The sequence below is a fragment of the Pseudomonas sp. genome (genome assembly GCF_050739655.1).
Classification (GTDB): domain Bacteria; phylum Pseudomonadota; class Gammaproteobacteria; order Pseudomonadales; family Pseudomonadaceae; genus Aquipseudomonas.
In genome coordinates, this window is record NZ_JBOIBY010000639.1 from 1 (window position 1) to 21,175 (window position 21,175).

Sequence of the window (21,175 nt, forward strand, 5' to 3'; positions counted from 1 at the left end):
GCCTTCGGCAGCTCCTACCAAGAGGTCGGGGATATCCGCTATTTCTCACAAAGGCGACACAAAATCCCTACAAAATACCGAGCTTGCTACCTGTCAACCGGTCGAGCCTACGTATATAAAAGCACCCCATTGCCGTAGAGCGAGTAAAGAACTGTTCATCCAACGCTTCAACGGTTGACGCACAATAGATCGATTTCGCATTTTGTTTCATTTGCGCAGACTGGGACTGAAGCGCAACAGATCCAACCCCGTATCGACCCAACGCTCAGCCTCGATGTGCAGTTGAAAGCTGTCAGGGGCCAGTAGCCACTGATACAAGATGCCATCGATGTAGGCGTGCAAGCTGATGGCGGCTCGAGCGGTGTCGAGATTTTCCGGCAACTGTCCACGATTCACAGCGTTACTCAGGGCCAGGCCGATCCGCACATTGCAGTCGAGGCAGGCAGCTACGCGCTGTTGGCGCAGGTCGCTCATTTCATCGGTGAATTCACACTTATGAAACAGAATTTCGTTGATGCGCCGGGTTTTCGGGTCCAGCGCGATCTGATGAAACAAATGAATCAACAAATTGCGCATGCAGCCAAGAGGGTCAAGCTCGTCTTCGCTTTCACTGGCCTTGGCCATCTCTTCCAGCGGCTCATGCAAGGTGTCGAGCATGGCCTGCACCAGATCCGCCTTGTTGCTGAAATGCCAATAGATAGCGCCGCGAGTGACACCGGCCAGGGCCGCGATATCCGCCAGTGTCGTGCGCGCCACGCCCCGCTCGTAAAAGGCTTTTTCAGCCGCCTCGAGTATCTGGGCGCGAGTTTCTTGAGCTTCCTCTTTGGTGCGACGAACCATGGCAGTACAACCTCAATCAGGATGCTTCAGCGATGTCTGACTATCAGCTGAATAAAAGCGGGGCGAACGTTCTTGGGTTTCGTCCCCGGACCTACAATTCGGACCTTTCAACGGGTTGTGTAAAGGCTTGTTTACATAGCCAAGGTATTTACAAACAGCCGTGAACGTAAGTATATTCCTTAGCAAGCTACTTATCCACTCGATACTCAATTTTTACTTTCCATGTTTTCTTGTGCGTTTCTTACGCGCCTGACCCGAGGATTTTCATGCAATTCAAGCCAGCTGTTACCGCTCTGGTCGCCGCCGTCGCCTTGGCATCGCTGCTCAGCGGATGCAAAAAGGAAGAAGCGGCACCGGTCGCACCCCCCCCTCAGGTCGGCGTCGTCACCCTGCAGCCGCAAACGTTTACGCTCACCTCCGAACTGCCGGGTCGCACCAGTGCGTTCCGCATGGCTGAAGTCCGTCCGCAGGTCAACGGCATCATTCTTAAACGCCTGTTTAAGGAAGGCAGCGACGTCAAAGCCGGCCAGCAGCTGTATCAGATCGATCCGTCGGTCTACGAAGCGACCTTGAAAAGCGCTGAAGCCAACCTGCGTTCGACCAAATCGATCTCCGACCGCTACAAACAACTGGTCGACGAGCAGGCCGTAAGCCGTCAGGAATACGACACCGCCGTGGCCAACCGCCTGCAATCGGAAGCCGCGCTGCAAACGGCTCAGATCAATGTGCGCTACACCAAGGTCTATGCACCACTGACAGGCCGTATCGGTCGTTCTTCGGTGACCGAAGGCGCGCTGGTCAGCAATGCCCAGGTCGAAGCGATGGCAGTCATTCAGCAACTCGACCCGATCTACGTCGACGTCACCCAGTCCTCGGTCGAGCTGCTGGAACTGCGTCGCGAACTGGAAAGCGGTCGCCTGCAGAAGGCTGGCGACAATGCAGCGACGGTCAAGCTGACCCTCGAAGACGGCAGCCAGTACAAACTCGACGGCAAGCTGGAGTTCTCCGAAGTGTCGGTTGACCAGACCACCGGTTCCGTCACCTTGCGCGCCGTATTCCCGAACCCTGAACACACGCTTCTGCCAGGCATGTTCGTGCACGCCCAGTTGCAGGCCGGTGTGAACAGCGCGGCAATCCTGGCCCCGCAGCAAGGCGTAACCCGCGACCTCAAAGGCACGCCGACCGCACTGGTCGTCGGCCCGGATAACAAGGTCGAACTGCGCCAGCTCAAGGCCAGCCGCACCGTTGGTAACCAGTGGCTGATCGAAGACGGCCTGAAAGCGGGTGATCGCCTGATCACTGAAGGCCTGCAATTCGTCAAGCCAGGCATCGAAGTCAAGCCAACTGACGCCACCAACGTCAATGCAAAAAACCCAACCCCCGCCAAGGCAGCTGATCAGGCTGCCAACGGCCAAGGGAAGTAAACCATGTCGAAATTTTTTATCGACCGTCCGATTTTCGCCTGGGTAATTGCCTTGGTGATCATGCTGGTCGGGGCTCTATCGATCCTGAAACTGCCGATCAACCAATACCCGAGCATTGCGCCGCCTGCGATCGCTATCTCTGTGACCTACCCGGGTGCTTCTGCGCAAACCGTGCAGGACACCGTGGTGCAGGTGATCGAACAGCAGCTCAACGGTATCGACAACCTGCGTTATGTGTCCTCGGAAAGTAACTCCGACGGCACCATGACCATCACCGCGACCTTTGAACAAGGCACCAACTCCGACACCGCTCAGGTTCAGGTGCAGAACAAGCTGAACCTGGCCACCCCGCTGTTGCCGCAAGAAGTGCAGCAACAGGGTATCCGCGTGACCAAGGCAGTGAAGAACTTCCTGCTGGTGATCGGCGTGGTGTCGCGCGACGGCAGCATGACCAAGGACGACCTGTCCAACTACATCGTGTCCAACATGCAGGACCCGATCTCGCGCACAGCCGGTGTCGGCGACTTCCAGGTGTTCGGTTCCCAGTACGCCATGCGTATCTGGCTCGACCCGGCCAAGTTGAATAACTACAACCTGACCCCGATCGACGTCAAAACCGCCATCGCCGCGCAAAACGTGCAGGTGTCGTCCGGTCAACTCGGCGGCCTGCCTGCCCTGCCCGGTACACAACTGAACGCGACGATCATTGGCAAGACCCGCCTGCAGACCGCTGAGCAATTCGACAAGATCCTGCTCAAGGTCAACAAGGATGGCTCCCAGGTTCGTCTGAAAGATGTCGCACAAGTCGGTCTGGGTGGCGAGAACTACAGCATCAACGCCCAGTTCAACGGCGCGCCGGCCTCCGGTCTGGCCGTCAAGCTGGCCACCGGTGCCAACGCTCTGGATACCGCCAAGGCCCTGCGTACAACCATCAACAACCTCAAGCCGTTCTTCCCAGAAGGGATGGAAGTGGTATTCCCGTACGACACCACTCCAGTGGTGACCGAGTCGATCAAGGGCGTGGTTCACACCCTGATTGAGGCGGTTGCACTGGTGTTCCTGGTGATGTTCCTGTTCCTGCAAAACTTCCGCGCCACCATCATCACCACGATGACCGTGCCGGTGGTATTGCTGGGTACGTTCGGGATCCTCGCGGCAGCCGGCTTCAGCATCAACACCCTGACCATGTTCGGCATGGTGCTGGCCATCGGCCTGTTGGTGGACGATGCCATCGTCGTGGTGGAAAACGTCGAGCGGGTGATGAGCGAAGAAGGCCTGTCGCCCAAGGAAGCCACCAAGAAATCCATGGGCCAGATCCAGGGTGCACTGGTTGGTATCGCCCTGGTGTTGTCGGCGGTACTGCTGCCAATGGCGTTCTTCAGCGGTTCCACCGGTGTGATCTACAAGCAGTTCTCGATCACCATCGTCTCGGCCATGGCCCTGTCGGTACTGGTTGCGCTGATCTTCACCCCGGCGCTCTGCGCCACCATGCTCAAGCCGATTAAAAAAGGTGAGCATGGCACCCCCAAGCGCGGCTTCTTCGGCTGGTTCAACCGCAACTTCGACCGCGGTGTCAGCAGCTACGAGCGTGGCGTGGGCAACATGCTTACGCACAAAGCGCCGTACCTGTTGGCCTACCTGATCATCGTCGTCGGCATGATCTGGCTGTTCACCCGTATTCCAACAGCGTTCCTGCCGGAAGAAGACCAGGGCGTACTGTTCGCGCAGGTGCAAACCCCAGCCGGTTCGACGTCCCAGCGCACCCAGGTGGTCGTGGACGAAATGCGTGAGTTCCTGCTGCGTCCAGGCAAGGACGGTGGTGAAGGCGATGCGGTGAACTCGGTGTTTACCGTGACCGGCTTCAACTTCGCCGGCCGTGGCCAGAGCTCGGGTTTGGCGTTCATCATGCTCAAACCATGGGACGAGCGTAACGCCGACAACAGTGTGTTCAAGGTGGCGGCCCGTGCCCAACAGCACTTCTTCACCTTCCGTGATGCCATGGTGTTCGCCTTCGCCCCGCCAGCGGTGCTGGAGTTGGGTAACGCCACCGGTTTCGACGTGTTCCTGCAGGACCGCGCAGGGCTGGGTCACGAGAAGCTGATGCAGGCGCGCAACCAGTTCCTCGGCATGGCGGCGCAAAGCAAAGTGCTGGCACAAGTGCGTCCGAACGGCCTGAACGACGAGCCGCAATACGAGCTGGAAATCGATGACGAGAAGGCCAGTGCCCTGGGCATTACCATCGCGGACATCAACAGCACCCTGTCGATTGCCTTGGGCAGTAGCTACGTCAACGACTTCATCGACCGTGGTCGGGTGAAGAAGGTTTACGTACAAGGCCAGCCCGGCGCTCGCATGAGCCCTGAAGACCTGAAGAAGTGGTACGTGCGCAACAGCACGGGCACCATGGTTCCGTTCTCGGCGTTCGCCAAAGGTACGTGGATTTACGGTTCGCCCAAGTTGTCGCGCTACAACGGCGTAGAAGCGATGGAAATCCTCGGCGCCCCGGCTCCGGGTTACTCCACCGGTGAAGCCATGGCCGAAGTCGAAGCCATCGCCAAGAAACTGCCGGCCGGTGTCGGTCTTTCCTGGACGGGTCTGTCGTACGAGGAACGCTTGTCCGGTTCGCAAGCGCCAGCGCTGTACGCCCTTTCGCTGCTGATGGTGTTTCTGTGCCTGGCGGCGCTGTATGAAAGCTGGTCGATTCCGATCGCGGTCATGCTGGTGGTGCCGCTGGGGATCATCGGTGCGCTGATGGCCACCAGCCTGCGCGGTTTGTCCAACGACGTGTACTTCCAGGTAGGTCTGTTGACGACTATCGGTCTGGCGGCGAAAAACGCCATTCTGATTGTCGAATTTGCTAAGGAACTGCACGAGCAAGGCCGCACCCTGCGCGACGCAGCCATCGAAGCCTGCCGTATGCGTCTGCGACCGATCATCATGACCTCGCTCGCATTCGTCCTCGGTGTGGTGCCACTGGCTATCTCCACGGGCGCGGGCTCCGGTAGCCAGCATGCAATCGGCACCGGCGTGATTGGCGGTATGATCACTGCAACCGTATTGGCGATCTTCTGGGTCCCACTGTTCTTCGTCACTGTGTCGGCCTTGGGTCAGCGTAAAAACGCGGACCAGGATGACGCGATTGAAACTTCTAAAGAGGCTGGCTAATGAGCAAGTCGCTACTCTCCCTGGCAATCGCCGCCTTTGTGCTCGGTGGTTGCTCGCTGATACCTGACTATCAGCAGCCGGACGCTCCGGTGGCGAGTCAATACCCTGAAGGGCCGGCATATTCGCCGACCCAGGCACCGGCCCAGGCCGCTGCCGAACAGGGCTGGAAGCAGTTTTTCCATGACCCAGCGCTGCAGCAGCTGATCCAGGTATCCCTGGAAAACAACCGTGACCTGCGTGTCGCGGCGCTGAACATCGACGCCTTCGCGGCTCAATACCGCATTCAGCGTGCCGATCTGTTCCCCGCCGTTTCGGCCAATGGCAGCGGCAACCGCCAGCGGGTTCCGGAAAATTCCACGCAAAACGGTCAATCGGGCGTCGTCAGCTCCTACTCGGCCACCGTCGGTATCAGCGCGTATGAGCTCGACCTGTTTGGTCGGGTTCGCAGCCTGAGCGAAGAAGCGCTGCAGAAGTACTTCGCCACAGAAGAAGGCCGCCGCAGCACCCAGATCAGCCTGGTGGCCAGCGTGGCCAATGCCTATCTGACCTGGCAGGCCGACAAGGAACTGCTGAAGGTCACCCAGGACACCCTCGCCACGTTCGAAGAGAGCTACAGGCTCACCGCCCGCAGCAACGAAGTGGGTGTCGCCTCCGCACTGGACCTGGCGCAGTCGCGTACCACGGTGGAAAACGCCCGTGCGCAACTGGCCCGTTACACCCGTCAGGTTGCCCAGGACGAAAACAGCCTGGTCCTGCTGCTCGGCACCGGCATCCCGGCCAACCTGCCAGCGGCCCAACCGCTGAACGACGATCTGCTGAGCGAGGTACCGCCTGGCCTGCCGTCGGACCTGTTGCAACGTCGTCCGGATATCCTGCAAGCCGAGTACAACCTCAAGGCGGCCAACGCCAACATCGGCGCGGCGCGCGCAGCGTTCTTCCCGAGCATCAGCCTGACGGCCAACGCCGGGACCTTGAGCCCGGACTTGTCTGGTCTGTTCAAGGGTGGTTCGGGCACCTGGCTGTTCCAGCCGCAGATCAACCTGCCGATCTTCAATGCCGGCAGCCTGCGTGCCAGCCTGGATTACTCGAAAATCCAGAAAGACATCGGCGTGGCGAACTACGAGAAGTCCATTCAAACGGCCTTCCAGGAAGTCGCCGACGGCCTGGCCGCCCGCCAGACCTACGTCCAACAGTTGCAGGCACAGAAAGATTTCGTCAGTGCCAACCAGGACTACTACCGCCTGGCCGAGCGTCGTTACCGCATCGGTGTCGACAGCAACCTGACCTTCCTCGATGCACAGCGTCAGCTGTTCAGCGCCGAACAGGCCCTGATCACCGATCGTCTGGCGCAACTGGTCAGCGCAGTGAACCTGTACAAGGCACTGGGCGGTGGCTGGAACGAACAAACGGCGAAGAACGAGCCGTTGAAAGAAGAAGCGCCGAAGATGAAGTATTTCTGATAGCGCTGTGAAAAAAGAGAGCCCACCGATTTGGTGGGCTTTTTTTGTCTTGGGAAATTGTTGTTGTCAGTCCCGGCCCCATCGCGGGCAAGCCCGCTCCCACAGGTTTTGCGTCTGTACTCAATTCTGTGGGAACGGGCTTGCCCGCGATGAGGCCAGTGAATAAACCACAAAACCCGGATCAAACTCGGTTCGATAATCGCCCAAAACCCGCCTCTCGATATTGAACCACCTAGTACATTCACATCACCATCGACCTACAAAACCAATAACAACAGGTTCGACACCATGCCCCCGCGCCCTGCCCTGTCCGGCTGATTCCCACGCTCCACCAAAAAATGTCGACTGTCTGTCTGCATCCACCCCGGCTGCGGCACTACACCGTTTCATCCCAAGAATTAGAGAGACCCGAGCACATGACGCCTTCCACCGCGCAGTATTTCGTTCCCAGCCTTATCGCCGCCGCCCTGGCCAGTGCAGCCTTACCCGCTTACGCCGAAGAGGCTGGGTTTGTCGAAGGGGCCAAGGTCAACCTGAACCTGCGCAACTTCTACATCAATCGCAACTTCACCAACCCGACCAAGTCTCAAGGCAAAGCCGAAGAGTGGACACAAAGCTTCATCCTCGACGCCAAGTCAGGGTTTACCCAAGGCACCGTCGGGTTCGGCATGGATGTGCTGGGGTTGTATTCGGTGAAGCTCGACGGCGGCAAAGGCACTGGCGGTACGCAACTGCTGCCGCTGGACCATGACGGGCGACCGGCCGACAACTTTGGCCGCACCAACGTGGCCTTCAAGGCCAAGCTATCGCAAACCGAAGTGAAGGTTGGGGAATGGATGCCGGTGCTGCCGATCCTGCGCTCGGACGACGGTCGCTCGCTGCCGCAAACCTTCCGCGGCGGGCAGATCACGTCGAAGGAAATCAACGGGCTGACGCTCTACGGCGGCCAGTTCCGCCAGAACAGCCCGCGTGATGACAGCAGCATGGACGACATGTCGATGACCCGAAAAGCAGCGTTCACTTCCGATCGATTCAACTTCCAGGGTGGTGAATACCTGTTCAATGACAAGCGTACGCAGATTGGTCTATGGAACGCCGAGCTCAAGGACATCTACAGCCAGCAATTCATCAACCTGACCCACAGTCAGCCGCTGGGTGACTGGACCCTGGGTGCCAATCTCGGGTTCTTCTACGGCAAGGATGACGGCAGCGCCCGCGCCGGCGAGCTGGACAACAAAACCATGTACGGTCTGTTCTCGGCGAAATACGGCGGCAACACCTTTTATGTCGGCCTGCAAAAACTCACTGGCGACAACGCCTGGATGCGGGTCAACGGCACCAGCGGCGGCACCCTGGCCAACGACAGTTACAACTCCAGCTACGACAACGCCCGGGAAAAATCCTGGCAAGTGCGTCACGACTACAACTTCGTAGCCCTCGGTGTGCCCGGCCTGACCCTGATGAACCGCTACATCAGTGGCGACAACGTGCATACCGGCAGCATCACTGACGGCAAGGAATGGGGGCGAGAAAGTGAACTGGGCTACACCGTGCAGAGCGGCGCGCTGAAAGACCTGAACGTGAAATGGCGCAATTCGACCATACGCCGGGACTACAGCAACAACGAATTCGATGAGAACCGGCTGATCATCAGCTATCCGATCAGCCTGCTTTAATCCTCACCGCCGCCATCGCGGGCAAGCCCGCTCCCACAAGGTTTGTGTAATGCCCAAATCGTGTGGCACACATAAATCCTGTGGGAGCGGGCTTGCCCGCGATAGCGTCAGATCAGGCACCGCACATCACCGGATTTACTCCCGCGATTCAATCCCCAACTCATCCCACACCGACTCCGCCAGGTGGAACGTGGCATTCGCCGCTGGAATCCCGCAGTAGATCGCGCTCTGCATGATCACTTCCTTGATCTCGCTGCGGCTGACGCCATTATTGGCGGCGGCGCGCAGGTGCAGTTTGAGCTCACCTTCGCGGTTCATGCCGATCAGCATGGCGATGGTGATCAGGCTGCGGGTGTGGCGCGGCAGGCCCGGACGGGTCCAGATGTCGCCCCAGGCGTGGCGGGTGATCATTTCCTGAAACTCCGAGTTGAACTCGGTCAGGGTGCTCAGGCTGCGGTCGACATGGGCATCACTCAATACTTCGCGACGGACTTTCAGGCCTTCGTCGTAACGTTGTTTCTCATCCACGACAAAACCCTCAATGAGCCGACAGAAACGCCAGTACCCGCTCGCTGAACGCGTTGCCGGCCTGGACGTTGGACAAATGCGCGGCGTAGAACTCAGCGTACTCGGCGCCCGGTACATGTTCCTGGATGAAGTGCCCGCCAGACGGTGGTGTCACCGCGTCTTCAGTGCCAGCAATCACCAGCAATGGCACCTTGATCGAAGACAACTGATCGCGGAAATCGGCATCGCGCACCGCGGCGCAGTTGGCCGCGTAACCTTCTGGCGAAGTGGCCGCGAGCATGTCGGTAATCTGCTTGGCTGCCGCTGGATTGGCTTCGGAGAAATCCGGGGTGAACCAACGCGCGATCGAAGCGTCGCGCAGGGCAACCATGGCTGCCTGACCATCGCGCAAGACCGTCTCAATGCGAGGATTCCAGATCGACGGATCGCCGATTTTCGCTGCAGTGTTGCAGACGATCAGTTTATTCAGACGCTCACCGGCGTTGATGCCCAGCCATTGGCCAATCAGCCCGCCCATGGACAGACCGCAGAAATGCGCACGTTCGATGTGCAAGGCATCCAGCAGCGCCAGCACGTCACGGCCCAGTTGCTCGATGGTGTAAGGGCCAGGCGTCACCAGCGACTTGCCGTGACCGCGGGTGTCGAAACGCAGCACGCGAAAACGCTCGGTGAACGCCGGAATTTGCGCGTCCCACATGTGCAGGTCGGTGCCCAGGGAGTTGGACAGCACCAGCACCGGCGCATCCACCGGGCCATCAAGTTGGTAATGCAGTTCGCCATCGGCGAGTTGTACAAAAGCCACGGTAATCTCCTTCAGGCAGTCAATGCAGAATGTTCAGCCACCGCACGCTCGACCCAGGTTTTGGCCTGGCCGAGATAGTGAGCGGGGTCCAGCAGATGATCGAGTTCAGCGGCCGACAACTCGGCAGTTACTTGCGGTTCGTCACCGAGTACTGCGCGCAGATGGCGTTGTTCGGCGACGGCGCGCTTGCAGCATTGCTCCAGCAGGTGATGCGCCGTATCGCGCCCTACCCGCTGGGCGAGGACGATGCTGACCGCTTCGGCGAGCACCAAGCCGTTCGTAAGATCGAGATTGCGCGCCATGCGCTCGGCATCCACTTCCAGGGCGCCGGCAACCAGCAGCGCCTGCTTCAGGCTACCGGACACCAGGCAGCAGATTTCCGGCAGGGTTTCCCACTCGGCATGCCACAGGCCGAGGCTGCGCTCGTGTTCCTGGGGCATGGCGCTGAAGAGCGTCGAAATCAGGCCCGGCACGCGGGTCGCCGCGCCGATCAGCACCGCAGCACCCACGGGGTTGCGTTTGTGCGGCATGGTCGACGAACCACCCTTGCCCGGCGCGGAGGGCTCGAACACTTCAGCCGCTTCGGTTTGCATAAGCAGACTGATGTCACGTCCCAACTTGCCGAGGCTGCCGGCAATCAGGCCGAGCACTGCGCCGAATTCCACCACGCGGTCACGCTGGGTGTGCCACGGCTGATCCGGCAACGTCAGTTGCAGTTCTTCAGCGAGGGCTTGGGCAATCGGCATGGCTTGATCACCGAGGGCCGCGAGGGTGCCGGAAGCGCCACCGAACTGCAGCACCAAAAGGCGTGGTTTGAGCTCCAGCAAACGCTGGCGGCTGCGGGTCACCGCCCCAAGCCAACCGGCGATTTTCATCCCCAAAGTGACAGGTGTGGCGTGTTGCAGCCAGGTGCGCCCCGCTAACGGTGTCGCCACATAGCGCTGGGCCTGAGTCGCCAGCATTTGTCCCAACTGCGCCAGATCCGTTTCGATCAGCTCCAGCGCCCGGCGCAGTTGCAACACCAGGCCGCTGTCCATCACGTCCTGACTGGTCGCGCCCAGATGCACGTAACGCTCAGCCTCCGGGCTTTGCGAAGCGATCTGCTTGCCCAGTGCCTTGACCAGCGGAATCGCCGAGTTACCGGCGATGGCAATCGCTTCACCGAGAGCGGCAAAGTCAAAATGCCCGGCCTGGCAGGCGGCTTCGATGGGGGCAACGGCGCTTTGCGGAATCAAGCCAACCCGTGCTTCGGCCCGGGCCAGTGCTGCTTCGAAATCGAGCATGGCCTGGACCCGGCCCTGATCGCAGAACACTTCTCGCATATCGCGAGCAGTGAAATAGGCATCGAACAATTGATTGCCCGGTCGCTGGTTCATAAACAATCCCTGGAGGCGCGGGCCGGTCAGGCCCGCGTAAAGATCAAAGGTCGTGGTGCAGGTACTTGGCCTGTTTCGGCAGACGCAGGCTGAACAGGAATGCAATCGCCATCATCACCGTCACGTACCAGTAGAAGGAGTTTTCCATGCCGCCTGCCTTGAGGCTCAACGCCACATATTCCGCCGAGCCACCGAAGATCGCGTTCGCCACCGCATACGCCAGGCCCACGCCCAGTGCGCGCACTTCCGGTGGGAACATTTCAGCTTTTACCAGGCCACTGATCGAGGTGTAGAAACTGACGATCGCCAGGGCCAGGGTAATCAGCACGAAGGCCAGGAAAGGGCTGCTGACACTTTTCAGGCTCAGCAGAATCGGTACGGTACACAAGGTTCCGAGAGCGCCAAACCAGAGCATCGAATTACGTCGACCGATCTTGTCGGCGAGCATGCCGAAAAACGGTTGCATGCACATATAGAAAAAGAGCGCGCCGGTCATGATGTAACTGGCGGTCTTGGCAGGCATACCGGCGGTGTTCACCAGGTACTTCTGCATGTACGTGGTGAAGGTGTAGAAAATCAGCGAGCCACCGGCGGTGTAACCCAGCACGGTAATGAAAGCGGCTTTGTGGTCACGAAACAGTGCGCTGATGCTGCCGGCGTCCTTGTTCTCGCGCATTTCCTTGCTGGTGGTTTCTTTCAGCGAACGACGCAGGTACAGCGAAATCAGCGCCGCACAGGCACCCACCACAAAGGGAATCCGCCAGCCGTAGGCACGCAGCTCATCCTCAGTGAGGAACTGCTGCAGGATCACCACCAGCAACACCGCCAACAGTTGCCCGCCGATCAGCGTCACGTACTGGAAAGAAGCGAAGAATCCGCGCTGGCCCTTGAGGGCGACTTCACTCATATAGGTGGCGGTGGTGCCGTACTCGCCGCCCACCGACAGGCCTTGTAGCAAACGGGCGAACAGCAGGAGAACCGGCGCCCAGACCCCGATGCTGTTGTAGGTCGGCAGGCACGCGATGAGCAGCGAGCCGAAACACATCATCAGAATCGAGATCAACATTGAATTTTTGCGGCCGTGCTTGTCCGCGAGTCGGCCGAAAATCCAGCCGCCAATCGGTCGCATCAGAAACCCGGCAGCGAATACGCCCGCGGTGTTGACCAACTGCACTGTGGGGTTGTCGGACGGGAAAAACGCCGGGGCGAAATAGATCGCGCAGAAGGCGTAGACATAGAAGTCGAACCACTCGACCAGGTTGCCGGACGAGGCGCCGACAATGGCGAAGATCCGCTTGCTGCGTTCCTCGCCCGTATAGAGCGCTGCTGGAGCTGAAGTTGGGGTTGTCATTGTTTGTTCACTCGATGGGGACAGTGAAAGTCTAGACATACTTTGCAACAGTCCCGTTCCACAGTTGAATCAGCAACATTTTTCCCTTTAAAGAATCCCTTGGTGGAGATCCCTGTGGGAGCGAGCCTGCTCGCGATGGCGGTACACCAGTAACACGAATGCTGACTGACACACCGCCATCGCGAGCAGGCTCGCTCCCACAGTAGGGAATGGGTGTTCGTTCATTCATCGAAGAACACCCTCTTGGCATCACACGCGTTCGATCGCCAATGCCAGACCCTGACCAACACCAACACACATGGTCGCCAGACCTTTCTTGCCACCGGTTTTCTCAAGCTGATGCAGCGCCGTCAGTACCAGACGCGCACCGCTCATGCCCAACGGATGCCCCAAGGCAATGGCGCCACCGTTCGGGTTGACCTGAGCCGCGTCATCAGCAATCCCCAGCTCGCGCAATACCGCCAAGCCTTGGCTGGCGAAAGCTTCGTTGAGTTCGATCACGTCAAAATCGCTGACGGCCACACCCAAGCGCTCAATCAGTTTGCGCACTGCTGGCACCGGGCCAATGCCCATCACCCGTGGCGCAACACCGGCGCTGGCCATGCCCAGCACCTTGGCGCGTGCAGTCAGGCCGTGTTTCTTCACCGCTTCAGCCGAAGCCAGGATCAACGCGGCTGCGCCGTCGTTCACACCCGAAGCATTACCGGCTGTGACGGTTTTGTCGGGGCCGTTGACCGGTTTGAGCTTGGTCAAGGCTTCAAGCGTAGTGTCGGCGCGAGGATGCTCGTCCTGGCTGACCACGGTCTCACCCTTCTTGTGGGCAATGCGCACTTCGACGATTTCTTCGGCAAAGAAGCCTGCGGCTTGGGCCACAGCGGTGCGTTGCTGGCTGCGCAGGGCGAACGCGTCCTGATCAGCACGGGACACCTTGTAGTCGTCAGCCACGTTGTCAGCGGTCTGTGGCATCGCGTCCACGCCGTACTGGGCTTTCATCAACGGGTTGATGAAGCGCCAGCCGATGGTGGTGTCTTCCAGCTTCATGTTCCGGGAAAACGCTGCATCAGCCTTGCCCATCACAAACGGCGCGCGGGACATCGACTCGACGCCACCGGCAATCGCCAGCTCCATCTCGCCGCTGGCGATAGCGCGGAACGCCGTGCCAATCGCATCCATGCCCGAAGCGCAAAGTCGATTGAGGGTCACGCCGGGAATGGTTTCCGGCAGACCGGCCAGCAGCAGCGCCATGCGCGCCACGTTGCGGTTGTCTTCACCGGCCTGGTTGGCGCAGCCGAGGAACACCTCGTCTACGGCCGTCCAGTCCACCGATGGATTGCGCTCCATCAAGGCCTTGATCGGCACGGCGGCCAGATCGTCGGCGCGAACCGTCGACAGACCACCGCCGAAACGGCCGATAGGGGTGCGAATCGCGTCGCAGATATAAACCTCACGCATCACGCTTCTCCGGGTGCTTGGCCGTGGGCCGCGGCGGTACGGGCTTCCAGGTCACGCAGCGCGGTCAGCTCGACTTCAGTCGGCTCGGCGGTGACGTCAACGCTGTCGGCGAAGCGGATCGGCCAGCCGGTGGCGGCGATCACTTGCTCGCGGGTTACGCCAGGGTGCAAGGCGGTGACGACAAATTCGTTGGTGCCGGCTTCCGGCTCCATGGTGCACAGGTCGGTGATGATCCCCACCGGACCGGCGCCTGGCAGGCCGAGACGCTTGCGCGAGTCACCGCCTTCGCCGTGGCCGACCGAGGTAATGAAGTCCAGCTTGTCGACGAACGAACGCGACGATTGCTTGAGGATGATCAACACGCTCTTGGCGGACCCGGCGATCTCCGGCGCGCCACCAGCGCCCGGCAAACGGACTTTCGGCGCATGGTAGTCGCCAACCACGGTGGTGTTGATGTTGCCGAAACGGTCAACCTGGGCAGCGCCGAGGAAACCGACGTCGATGCGACCACCCTGCAGCCAGTAGCGGAAAATCTCGCCTGTCGGCACCACGGTGTCAGCGGTTTCCGCCAACTCACCGTCACCGATCGACAGTGGCAGTACGCTTGGCTTGGCACCGATCGGGCCCGATTCGTAGATCAGCACCACGTCCGGCGAGGACGTCAGGCGAGCCAGGTTGGCCGCTTTGGATGGCAGGCCGATGCCCACGAAGCACACCGAGCCGTTCTTCAAGCGACGGGCAGCGGCAACGGTCATCATTTCATTGGTGGTGTAAGTCATTACTTCGCCTCCGAAGCGGCGGCCAGTTTGGCCTTGAACTCGCTGAAGTCAGCGCTGCCGTGAATGAACTCGTTGATCCACGCGGTGAAGGTTTCGCGGTCGCGGGCAATCGGGTCCCAAGCCTGGTAGAAACGGTTGTCACGCTCGTTGTAGCCGTGGGCGTAGGACGGATGCGCGCCGCCTGGTACATGGCAGACCGCGCTCAGGGCCCAGGTCGGCAGGACGCAGGAGTTCATCGGCGCCTTGAGATCGTCAACGATTTCCTCAACGGTAACGATGCAACGCTTGGCGGCCAGAGCGGCTTCTTTCTGCACACCCAGAATGCCCCACAGCAGCACGTTGCCCTTGCGGTCGGCTTTCTGTGCATGGATCACGGTGACGTCCGGACGTACCGAAGGCACGGCGGCCAGCACTTCGCCAGTGAACGGGCAGGTAACGGATTTGATCAGTGGGTTGACCTTCGGCAGGTCGGAACCGGCGTAGGCACGCAGCACTGCGAATGGCAGGCCGGAAGCGCCGGCGACGTAGGCATTGGCCAGGTCGGCATGGCTGTGTTCTTCGATTTCCAGGGCATGGGGCCACTGCTTCTCGACGGCATCACGCAGACGGTGCAACGAACCAACGCCAGGGTTGCCGCCCCAGGAGAAGATCAGCTTGCGAGCACAACCGGCACCGATCAACTGGTCGTAAATCAGGTCAGGCGTCATCCGTACCAGGGTCAGGTCTTTTTTGCCCTGACGAATGATTTCGTGACCCGCCGCCGTCGGGATCAGGTGAGTGAAGCCTTCGAGTGCAACGGTATCGCCGTCGTTTACGAATTGCTTCACCGCGTCGTGCAGCGAAAGAATTTCAGCCATTGGGGCAGGCTCCCATTTGTTATTAACCGACAGTGGAAAAAGGCGCCGATGCGCAGCGCCGCAGTCACTGAAGATTAAGCCTGTGAAAAACGCCGGACAATCCGATAATCGACTAATCGTTCGATTATCGAACACATTGTTGTTCAGCTATCTTTTCTGCCTGATCGTTCCAACGCTCTGCGTGGGAATGCAGCCCGGGACGCTCCGCGTCCCAAAAACGGACGCAGAGCGTCCATTGAGGCATTCCCACGCAGAGCATGGGAACGAGCCAATCCGGTAAAAAATTAATCAGGTCGCATCCGCATGGCTGACCATGCCCTTGATCACCACCGCCACAGTCGCCAAGGCCGCCGGAATCACCAACGCGGTCAGCACCTGTTCGAAATTCCAGCCCAGACCCAACAGCGTTGCGCCCATCCACGCACCTAGGATCGCGCCGAAGCGGCCGATACCGAGCATCCATGACACACCGGTCGCTCGCCCTTGGGTCGGATAGAACCGCGCAGCCAAAGACGGCATCGCCGATTGCGCGCCGTTGACACACATCCCCGCCACCAACACCAGGGTCGCCAACAAGGTGATGTTGCCCAGGCTCTGCCCGACCGCGTAGGCAAAGACACCGGCCAGCAAGTAGAAAGTACCGATCACCTTGTGCGGATTGAACCGGTCCATCGCCCAACCTACGCCCACCGCGCTCAACACACCACCGAACTGGAACAACGCTCCGATGAACGCCGCTTGCTCCATGCTCGCGCCACTGTCGCGCATCAGGGTCGGCAGCCAACTGGTCAGCAGGTAAACAATCACCAACCCCATGAAGTAGGTCAGCCACAGCAACAATGTGCCGACGCTGTAGGTGCCGGAGAAGATCACCGCAAATACATTGCGCGCCTTCACGGTTTTCTGTTCCGGTACGCTAAAGCTGGAAGCCTGGGCAACCACCGTCGGATCAATCGGCGCCAGCGTCTTGCGCACCTTGTCGGTGTCACGGTTACGGACGACCAGGTAACGCGCCGACTCCGGCAGCCACAGCAACAACACAACGGCAAGGATCAACGGCAAGATCCCGCCGATCAGCAGCAGGCTGTGCCAGCCAAACGCCGGAATCAACTTGGCCGAAATAAACCCTCCCCCCGCCATGCCCAGATTGAAGCCACAGAACATGCTGGTCACCAGCAGGGACTTTTTGCGTTCCGGGGTGTACTCCGACAGTAACGTCGTGGCGTTTGGCATGCCGGCGCCCAGCCCCAGGCCAGTCAGGAAGCGCAACACCAGCAGTTGCTCAACATTCGTGCAATAGGCCGAAGCCAGGCTGAAGGCGCCGAACAAAAACACTGCACCGACCAGTACGACTTTTCGTCCAAAGCGGTCAGCCAATGGGCCGGAGCCCAGTGCGCCGAAGACCATGCCGATCAATGCGGCACTCATCACTGGCCCGAGACTGGCGCGATCGATTCCCCAATCCTGAGAAAGTGCGGGTGCTATAAACCCCATGGCCGCCGTGTCGAGGCCATCGAGGAAGACAATCAGGAAACACAGAATCACCACACGCCACTGGTAGCGCGAAATGGGTTGGGCATTGATGAAGGACTGCACGTCGAGGCAGTTTCCTACAGCAGACTGGGGCTGGTTCATTATTGTTATTCCATGCAGATAATGCAGTCGAACAGTTGCCAGCCAACGCTGGCGCTGCCGCACATTAATTATCTGCAGGAAACAGCGTCAATCTACCGCACGCGACTCTGTGCGTTTATCGAACAGCTTAGGTAAACAGCTGAGAGCTGAGGTCGCGGCTGGCACTCAACAGGCCCGGCAGGAAGCGTTGTTCCAGTTCGTTGCGGCTGACCCGCCCGGCGTGGGTACTGACGTTAAGAGCAGCAACCACCTGGCCGGAAGCGTCATACACCGGAACGGCAATCGAGCGCAGGCCCTGCTCGAGTTCCTGATCGACGATGCACCAGCCCTGTTGCCGTACCTCTTGCAGGCATTCAAGCAACGCTTCGGGCGTATGCAGGGTACGGCTGGTCTTGGCCTGCAGGTCAGCGTGGTCAAGGTATTCACGCAGCGAAGTGTCATCCAGCGCCGCGAGAAGGATTCTCCCCATTGACGTGCAATAGGCCGGCAACCGCCCGCCCACCGAGAGGTCGACCGAGATCAGACGCTGCGTGGTGGCCGAACGGGCGATGTACAAGATGTCATCACCCTCCAGGGTGGCCATGTTGCACGCCTCGTGCAGTTGCTCGCTCATGCGGTCCAGGTAAGGCTGGGCTGAAACCGCCAGCGGCGTGGAAGACACATAGGCATGGCCGAGGGTCAGCACTTTGGGCAGCAATGAATAAGTGCGACCGTCAGTGGTGGCGTAGCCGAGCTTGATCAACGTGTGCAGGCAACGTCTGACAGCGGCGCGGGGAATTTCCGTGCGGTGGCTGATCTGGGCAATGGTCAGGTGCCGCTTGCGCTCCTGAAAGGCTTGCACGACAGCCAGGCCACGGGCCAGCGAAGTCATGAAGTCCGGGTCCCCCGTCAGGGCCTGGATGCGCTTGGCGGGCGAAGCAACAATGGGCGGTGCCACTGAAGCGAAAGAATTGCGCAATTGATCGTTCATACCAGGTCCTTTCCCACACGGATCAGCGACTATTACAAGCGGCTAGCGGCCTGGCGCACAAGCCCGGCCAAGCAAGACCGGGCGATTATCGAACCATCGACCGATAATCGCAATCGGCCTCCTCCCCGGATACAGCCGTTGAAAGAACGGGTTATATATTTTTTATTTCGGCTTGAATCCAGACTTACAAGCGCCATGTATTACCCTAAGTTGTTCGACTTAATGGCGCCAGAAAGACATCACTGCACAATGACATCATTCAGCGCGCTAGTTAAAGGTAAAAGTTGTGAGTAAGAAAACAATCACACATCAAAACCTGCTTTTAACTCTTCGGAGATAGAGTTCTGCGAATCCCTCGCTATAATGCAAACCAGTAGCCCGACGGTTTTCTACATACCGACTCCGCTACTCGGTGGCGCGATGTTCCATCGCCGCTACCTACAGCAAGCGCCCGACGCTCATTGCATTTGCATCGCCAACGCGCTCGCTGAAACAGGAAGCTGATGCTGCGTCAGCTGTTTATCTCTGGTGGCGTGGCCGCCTGCAACATGGACGTATTGATCGCCCTGCCGTAAAAAACGATGCCTTTCACAGGCCTTGTCATTCGACGAGCATGGTCAATGCATTGGTTGCAGCGCGTTTCACCAGAATTAACCTCAACTCAATCAGGTAGCACTGTGACGAAAGACGAACTGCGCGCGGAACTTGAGCGCCAGGAACAACGTTACAAGGAAGTTTACGGCGGGGAAGTCACCACCTACGCCGCTCAACCCGAACCGGAACGCAAACCCTGGCGTAAGCGCGCCACCGTTCAGGATCAGGTTTTCCAGCAAGAACTGGAAAAAATGGAAAAGGAACTCAAAGCCGAAGAGCCATGACGGCCTCGGCTTTAATCCTTACAAGGGTCTGCGTTTGCACTCGCTAAAAGCGGGATGTATTGATGTTGCCTTTTGCGCCCGCTACGAGCGGGCGGCGGCTACCTTGCACATCTGACAGGGTAAAAGGCTCACGTCTGACCCTCCTTTCAGAAATTTCACACAAGCGTTCCGCCCCCTCCTTCCAGCGAGCGAAACCCTTGCAGCATCAGGCTTTCCGAAGAAATTCAATGACTTGCAACCCCCTGAAAATCACCGGGACGCGGGGCATTGCCGCAAAATAATTCATTGAAGAATGTTACCGACGAGCAGCTAGTGCATTGATTGACACTCTTTTCTGGCATAATCGCGCCCCCTTATGACCGGGTCAGAAAACCTTCATGATCGATTTATTCAGCGGACTGGATGCTTGGGTGCTTGTGAGCCTCTTGCTCGCCCTGGCTTTTGTCCTCGCCTTCGAGTTCATCAATGGATTTCATGACACCGCTAACGCGGTAGCCACTGTTATCTACACCAAAGCGATGCCGCCTCATCTGGCCGTGTTCTTTTCCGGTGTGTTCAATTTCCTCGGCGTGTTGCTGGGTGGCGTTGGCGTGGCGTATGCCATCGTCCACTTGCTGCCGGTGGAGCTGCTGATCAATGTGAATACCGGCCATGGCCTGGCGATGGTTTTCTCGTTGCTCGCCGCAGCCATCACCTGGAACCTGGGCACCTGGTACTTCGGTATCCCCGCCTCCAGCTCCCATACGTTGATCGGTTCGATCCTCGGCGTGGGACTGGCCAACGCCCTGATCAACGGGATACCGCTGGCCGATGGCGTGAACTGGCAGAAGGCGATCGATATCGCCATGTCGCTGGTATTCTCGCCAATGGCGGGTTTCCTGATCGCCGCGCTGATCCTGATCGGTCTCAAATGGTGGCGCCCGCTGTCGAAGATGCACAAGACACCGGAACAACGCCGCAAGATCGACGACAAGAAACACCCGCCATTCTGGAACCGCCTGGTATTGGTGATCTCCGCCATGGCCGTGAGTTTCGTGCACGGTTCCAACGATGGTCAGAAAGGTATCGGTCTGATCATGCTGGTACTGATCGGTATCGTGCCGGCGCAGTTCGTACTGGATCTGAACAGCACCACGTATCAGATCGAGCGTACCCGCGACGCCACCTTGCACTTGAGCCAGTTCTACAAGCGCAACGCTGAAACCCTGGGCGAGTTCCTGGCGTTGGGTAAAAGTGTCGAAGGTGATCTGCCGGAGAAATTCCGTTGCAACCCGCAACAGACCGAACCGACCATCAACGCGCTGCTGGGCACTCTTAAAGGTGTAGCCGACTACCACTCGCTGCCGTCGGAAAGCCGTATCGAAGTGCGTCGCTACCTGCTCTGCCTGGATGACACGGCGAAGAAGGTCAGCAAGTTGCCAAGCCTGGCCCCCCGTGAAAAGGCTGACCTGGACAAGCTGCGCAAGGACCTGACCACCACCACCGAATACGCCCCGTTCTGGGTGATTCTGGCGGTCGCCCTGGCCTTGGGCCTGGGTACCATGGTTGGCTGGAAGCGTGTGGTACTGACCATCGGTGAGAAGATCGGCAAGCAGGGCATGACCTATTCCCAGGGCATGTCGGCGCAGATCACCACCGCCAGCCTGATCGGCATGGCCAACATCTTCAGCCTGCCGGTGTCCACCACCCACGTTCTGTCCTCGGGCGTGGCTGGCACCATGGTCGCCAACAAAAGCGGCCTGCAGGGCGGCACCGTCAAAACCATCCTGCTGGCCTGGGTTTTGACCCTGCCTGCCACGGTCGCCCTGTCGGCCGGATTGTTCTGGCTGGCTTCGAAGGCACTCGGCAGCTGATAGGCAGCCGAACAAAAAAGGCGCGCTCCGTGAGGAACGCGCCTTTTTTATTGCCAAGGGATCAAAAGATCGCAGCCTTCGGCAGCTCCTACAGGACAAATGCATTCCAATGTAGGAGCTGCCGAAGGC

Annotated in this window: 16 protein-coding genes; 6 read left to right on the forward strand and 10 right to left on the reverse strand. The window is 59.2% G+C overall.

Annotation, left to right across the window (positions count from 1 at the left end; genetic code table 11):
• Positions 1 to 207: 207 nt before the first annotated feature.
• Positions 208 to 840 (reverse strand): efflux system transcriptional repressor EmhR, encoded by a 633-nt coding sequence (gene emhR, locus ACRESJ_RS30650; protein WP_431761247.1) that lies wholly within the window; start codon positions 838 to 840, stop codon positions 208 to 210.
• 266 nt (positions 841 to 1,106) lie between these two features.
• Between emhR and emhA the strand changes: the two genes are divergently transcribed.
• From emhA to ACRESJ_RS30670, 4 genes are all read left to right on the forward strand, one after another.
• Positions 1,107 to 2,264 carry an efflux RND transporter periplasmic adaptor subunit EmhA gene (emhA, locus tag ACRESJ_RS30655; protein WP_431761248.1) on the forward strand — a complete coding sequence of 386 codons (1,158 nt, stop codon included), beginning with the start codon at positions 1,107 to 1,109 and terminating at the stop codon, positions 2,262 to 2,264.
• 3 nt (positions 2,265 to 2,267) lie between these two features.
• A complete protein-coding gene (gene emhB, locus ACRESJ_RS30660; protein WP_431761249.1) occupies positions 2,268 to 5,429 on the forward strand; it encodes an efflux RND transporter permease subunit EmhB in 3,162 nt (1,053 codons plus the stop codon).
• The gene (gene emhC / locus ACRESJ_RS30665; protein WP_431761250.1) at positions 5,429 to 6,889 is read left to right on the forward strand and encodes an efflux RND transporter outer membrane subunit EmhC; all 1,461 of its coding nucleotides are present in this window, start codon (positions 5,429 to 5,431) and stop codon (positions 6,887 to 6,889) included. The genes emhB and emhC overlap by 1 nt, the downstream gene beginning before the upstream one ends.
• Positions 6,890 to 7,305: 416 nt before the next feature.
• Positions 7,306 to 8,565 carry an OprD family porin gene (locus tag ACRESJ_RS30670; protein WP_431761251.1) on the forward strand — a complete coding sequence of 420 codons (1,260 nt, stop codon included), beginning with the start codon at positions 7,306 to 7,308 and terminating at the stop codon, positions 8,563 to 8,565.
• A gap of 135 nt (positions 8,566 to 8,700) precedes the next feature.
• On the opposite strand, the gene pcaC is transcribed toward ACRESJ_RS30670, so the two are convergent.
• The 9 genes from pcaC to pcaR all read right to left on the reverse strand — a co-directional run bounded on the left by pcaC (position 8,701) and on the right by pcaR (position 18,315).
• On the reverse strand, positions 8,701 to 9,093 hold the full coding sequence (gene pcaC / locus ACRESJ_RS30675; protein WP_431761252.1) for a 4-carboxymuconolactone decarboxylase: 393 nt from the start codon (positions 9,091 to 9,093) through the stop codon (positions 8,701 to 8,703).
• Positions 9,094 to 9,103: 10 nt separating this feature from the next.
• Positions 9,104 to 9,895, reverse strand: a complete 792-nt coding sequence (gene pcaD / locus ACRESJ_RS30680; RefSeq protein ID WP_431761253.1) for a 3-oxoadipate enol-lactonase — start codon at positions 9,893 to 9,895, stop codon at positions 9,104 to 9,106.
• An 11-nt stretch (positions 9,896 to 9,906) separates the two neighbouring features.
• A complete protein-coding gene (locus tag ACRESJ_RS30685; protein WP_431761254.1) occupies positions 9,907 to 11,271 on the reverse strand; it encodes a 3-carboxy-cis,cis-muconate cycloisomerase in 1,365 nt (454 codons plus the stop codon).
• A 43-nt stretch (positions 11,272 to 11,314) separates the two neighbouring features.
• Positions 11,315 to 12,622: an MFS family transporter gene (locus tag ACRESJ_RS30690; protein ID WP_431761255.1), complete on the reverse strand. Its 1,308-nt coding sequence runs from the start codon at positions 12,620 to 12,622 to the stop codon at positions 11,315 to 11,317.
• A 249-nt stretch (positions 12,623 to 12,871) separates the two neighbouring features.
• Positions 12,872 to 14,077: a 3-oxoadipyl-CoA thiolase gene (gene pcaF / locus ACRESJ_RS30695; protein WP_431761256.1), complete on the reverse strand. Its 1,206-nt coding sequence runs from the start codon at positions 14,075 to 14,077 to the stop codon at positions 12,872 to 12,874.
• Positions 14,074 to 14,853 (reverse strand): CoA-transferase subunit beta, encoded by a 780-nt coding sequence (locus ACRESJ_RS30700; RefSeq protein ID WP_431761257.1) that lies wholly within the window; start codon positions 14,851 to 14,853, stop codon positions 14,074 to 14,076. The genes pcaF and ACRESJ_RS30700 overlap by 4 nt, the downstream gene beginning before the upstream one ends.
• Positions 14,853 to 15,710: a CoA transferase subunit A gene (locus ACRESJ_RS30705; RefSeq protein WP_431761258.1), complete on the reverse strand. Its 858-nt coding sequence runs from the start codon at positions 15,708 to 15,710 to the stop codon at positions 14,853 to 14,855. Before ACRESJ_RS30705 ends, ACRESJ_RS30700 begins: the two co-directional genes overlap by 1 nt.
• A gap of 288 nt (positions 15,711 to 15,998) precedes the next feature.
• Positions 15,999 to 17,345: an MFS transporter gene (locus tag ACRESJ_RS30710; RefSeq protein WP_431761259.1), complete on the reverse strand. Its 1,347-nt coding sequence runs from the start codon at positions 17,343 to 17,345 to the stop codon at positions 15,999 to 16,001.
• A 127-nt stretch (positions 17,346 to 17,472) separates the two neighbouring features.
• A complete protein-coding gene (pcaR, locus tag ACRESJ_RS30715) occupies positions 17,473 to 18,315 on the reverse strand; it encodes a pca regulon transcriptional regulator PcaR (protein WP_431761260.1) in 843 nt (280 codons plus the stop codon).
• 677 nt (positions 18,316 to 18,992) lie between these two features.
• Between pcaR and ACRESJ_RS30720 the strand changes: the two genes are divergently transcribed.
• Together ACRESJ_RS30720 and ACRESJ_RS30725 are read left to right on the forward strand one after the other, a co-directional pair.
• Positions 18,993 to 19,193: a hypothetical protein gene (locus ACRESJ_RS30720; RefSeq protein WP_007976673.1), complete on the forward strand. Its 201-nt coding sequence runs from the start codon at positions 18,993 to 18,995 to the stop codon at positions 19,191 to 19,193.
• A gap of 377 nt (positions 19,194 to 19,570) precedes the next feature.
• Positions 19,571 to 21,046 (forward strand): inorganic phosphate transporter, encoded by a 1,476-nt coding sequence (locus ACRESJ_RS30725; protein WP_431761261.1) that lies wholly within the window; start codon positions 19,571 to 19,573, stop codon positions 21,044 to 21,046.
• Positions 21,047 to 21,175 lie beyond the last annotated feature (129 nt).

What these genes read in the sequence shown, in the direction of transcription:
- emhR (WP_431761247.1), bottom strand. Translation starts at nt 840, where the DNA reads ATGGTTCGTCGCACCAAAGAGGAAGCTCAAGAAACTCGCGCCCAGATA.
- emhA (WP_431761248.1), top strand. Translation starts at nt 1,107, where the DNA reads ATGCAATTCAAGCCAGCTGTTACCGCTCTGGTCGCCGCCGTCGCCTTG.
- emhB (WP_431761249.1), top strand. Translation starts at nt 2,268, where the DNA reads ATGTCGAAATTTTTTATCGACCGTCCGATTTTCGCCTGGGTAATTGCC.
- emhC (WP_431761250.1), top strand. Translation starts at nt 5,429, where the DNA reads ATGAGCAAGTCGCTACTCTCCCTGGCAATCGCCGCCTTTGTGCTCGGT.
- ACRESJ_RS30670 (WP_431761251.1), top strand. Translation starts at nt 7,306, where the DNA reads ATGACGCCTTCCACCGCGCAGTATTTCGTTCCCAGCCTTATCGCCGCC.
- ACRESJ_RS30685 (WP_431761254.1), bottom strand. Translation starts at nt 11,271, where the DNA reads ATGAACCAGCGACCGGGCAATCAATTGTTCGATGCCTATTTCACTGCT.
- ACRESJ_RS30690 (WP_431761255.1), bottom strand. Translation starts at nt 12,622, where the DNA reads ATGACAACCCCAACTTCAGCTCCAGCAGCGCTCTATACGGGCGAGGAA.
- ACRESJ_RS30700 (WP_431761257.1), bottom strand. Translation starts at nt 14,853, where the DNA reads ATGACTTACACCACCAATGAAATGATGACCGTTGCCGCTGCCCGTCGC.
- ACRESJ_RS30705 (WP_431761258.1), bottom strand. Translation starts at nt 15,710, where the DNA reads ATGGCTGAAATTCTTTCGCTGCACGACGCGGTGAAGCAATTCGTAAAC.
- ACRESJ_RS30710 (WP_431761259.1), bottom strand. Translation starts at nt 17,345, where the DNA reads ATGAACCAGCCCCAGTCTGCTGTAGGAAACTGCCTCGACGTGCAGTCC.
- pcaR (WP_431761260.1), bottom strand. Translation starts at nt 18,315, where the DNA reads ATGAACGATCAATTGCGCAATTCTTTCGCTTCAGTGGCACCGCCCATT.
- ACRESJ_RS30725 (WP_431761261.1), top strand. Translation starts at nt 19,571, where the DNA reads ATGATCGATTTATTCAGCGGACTGGATGCTTGGGTGCTTGTGAGCCTC.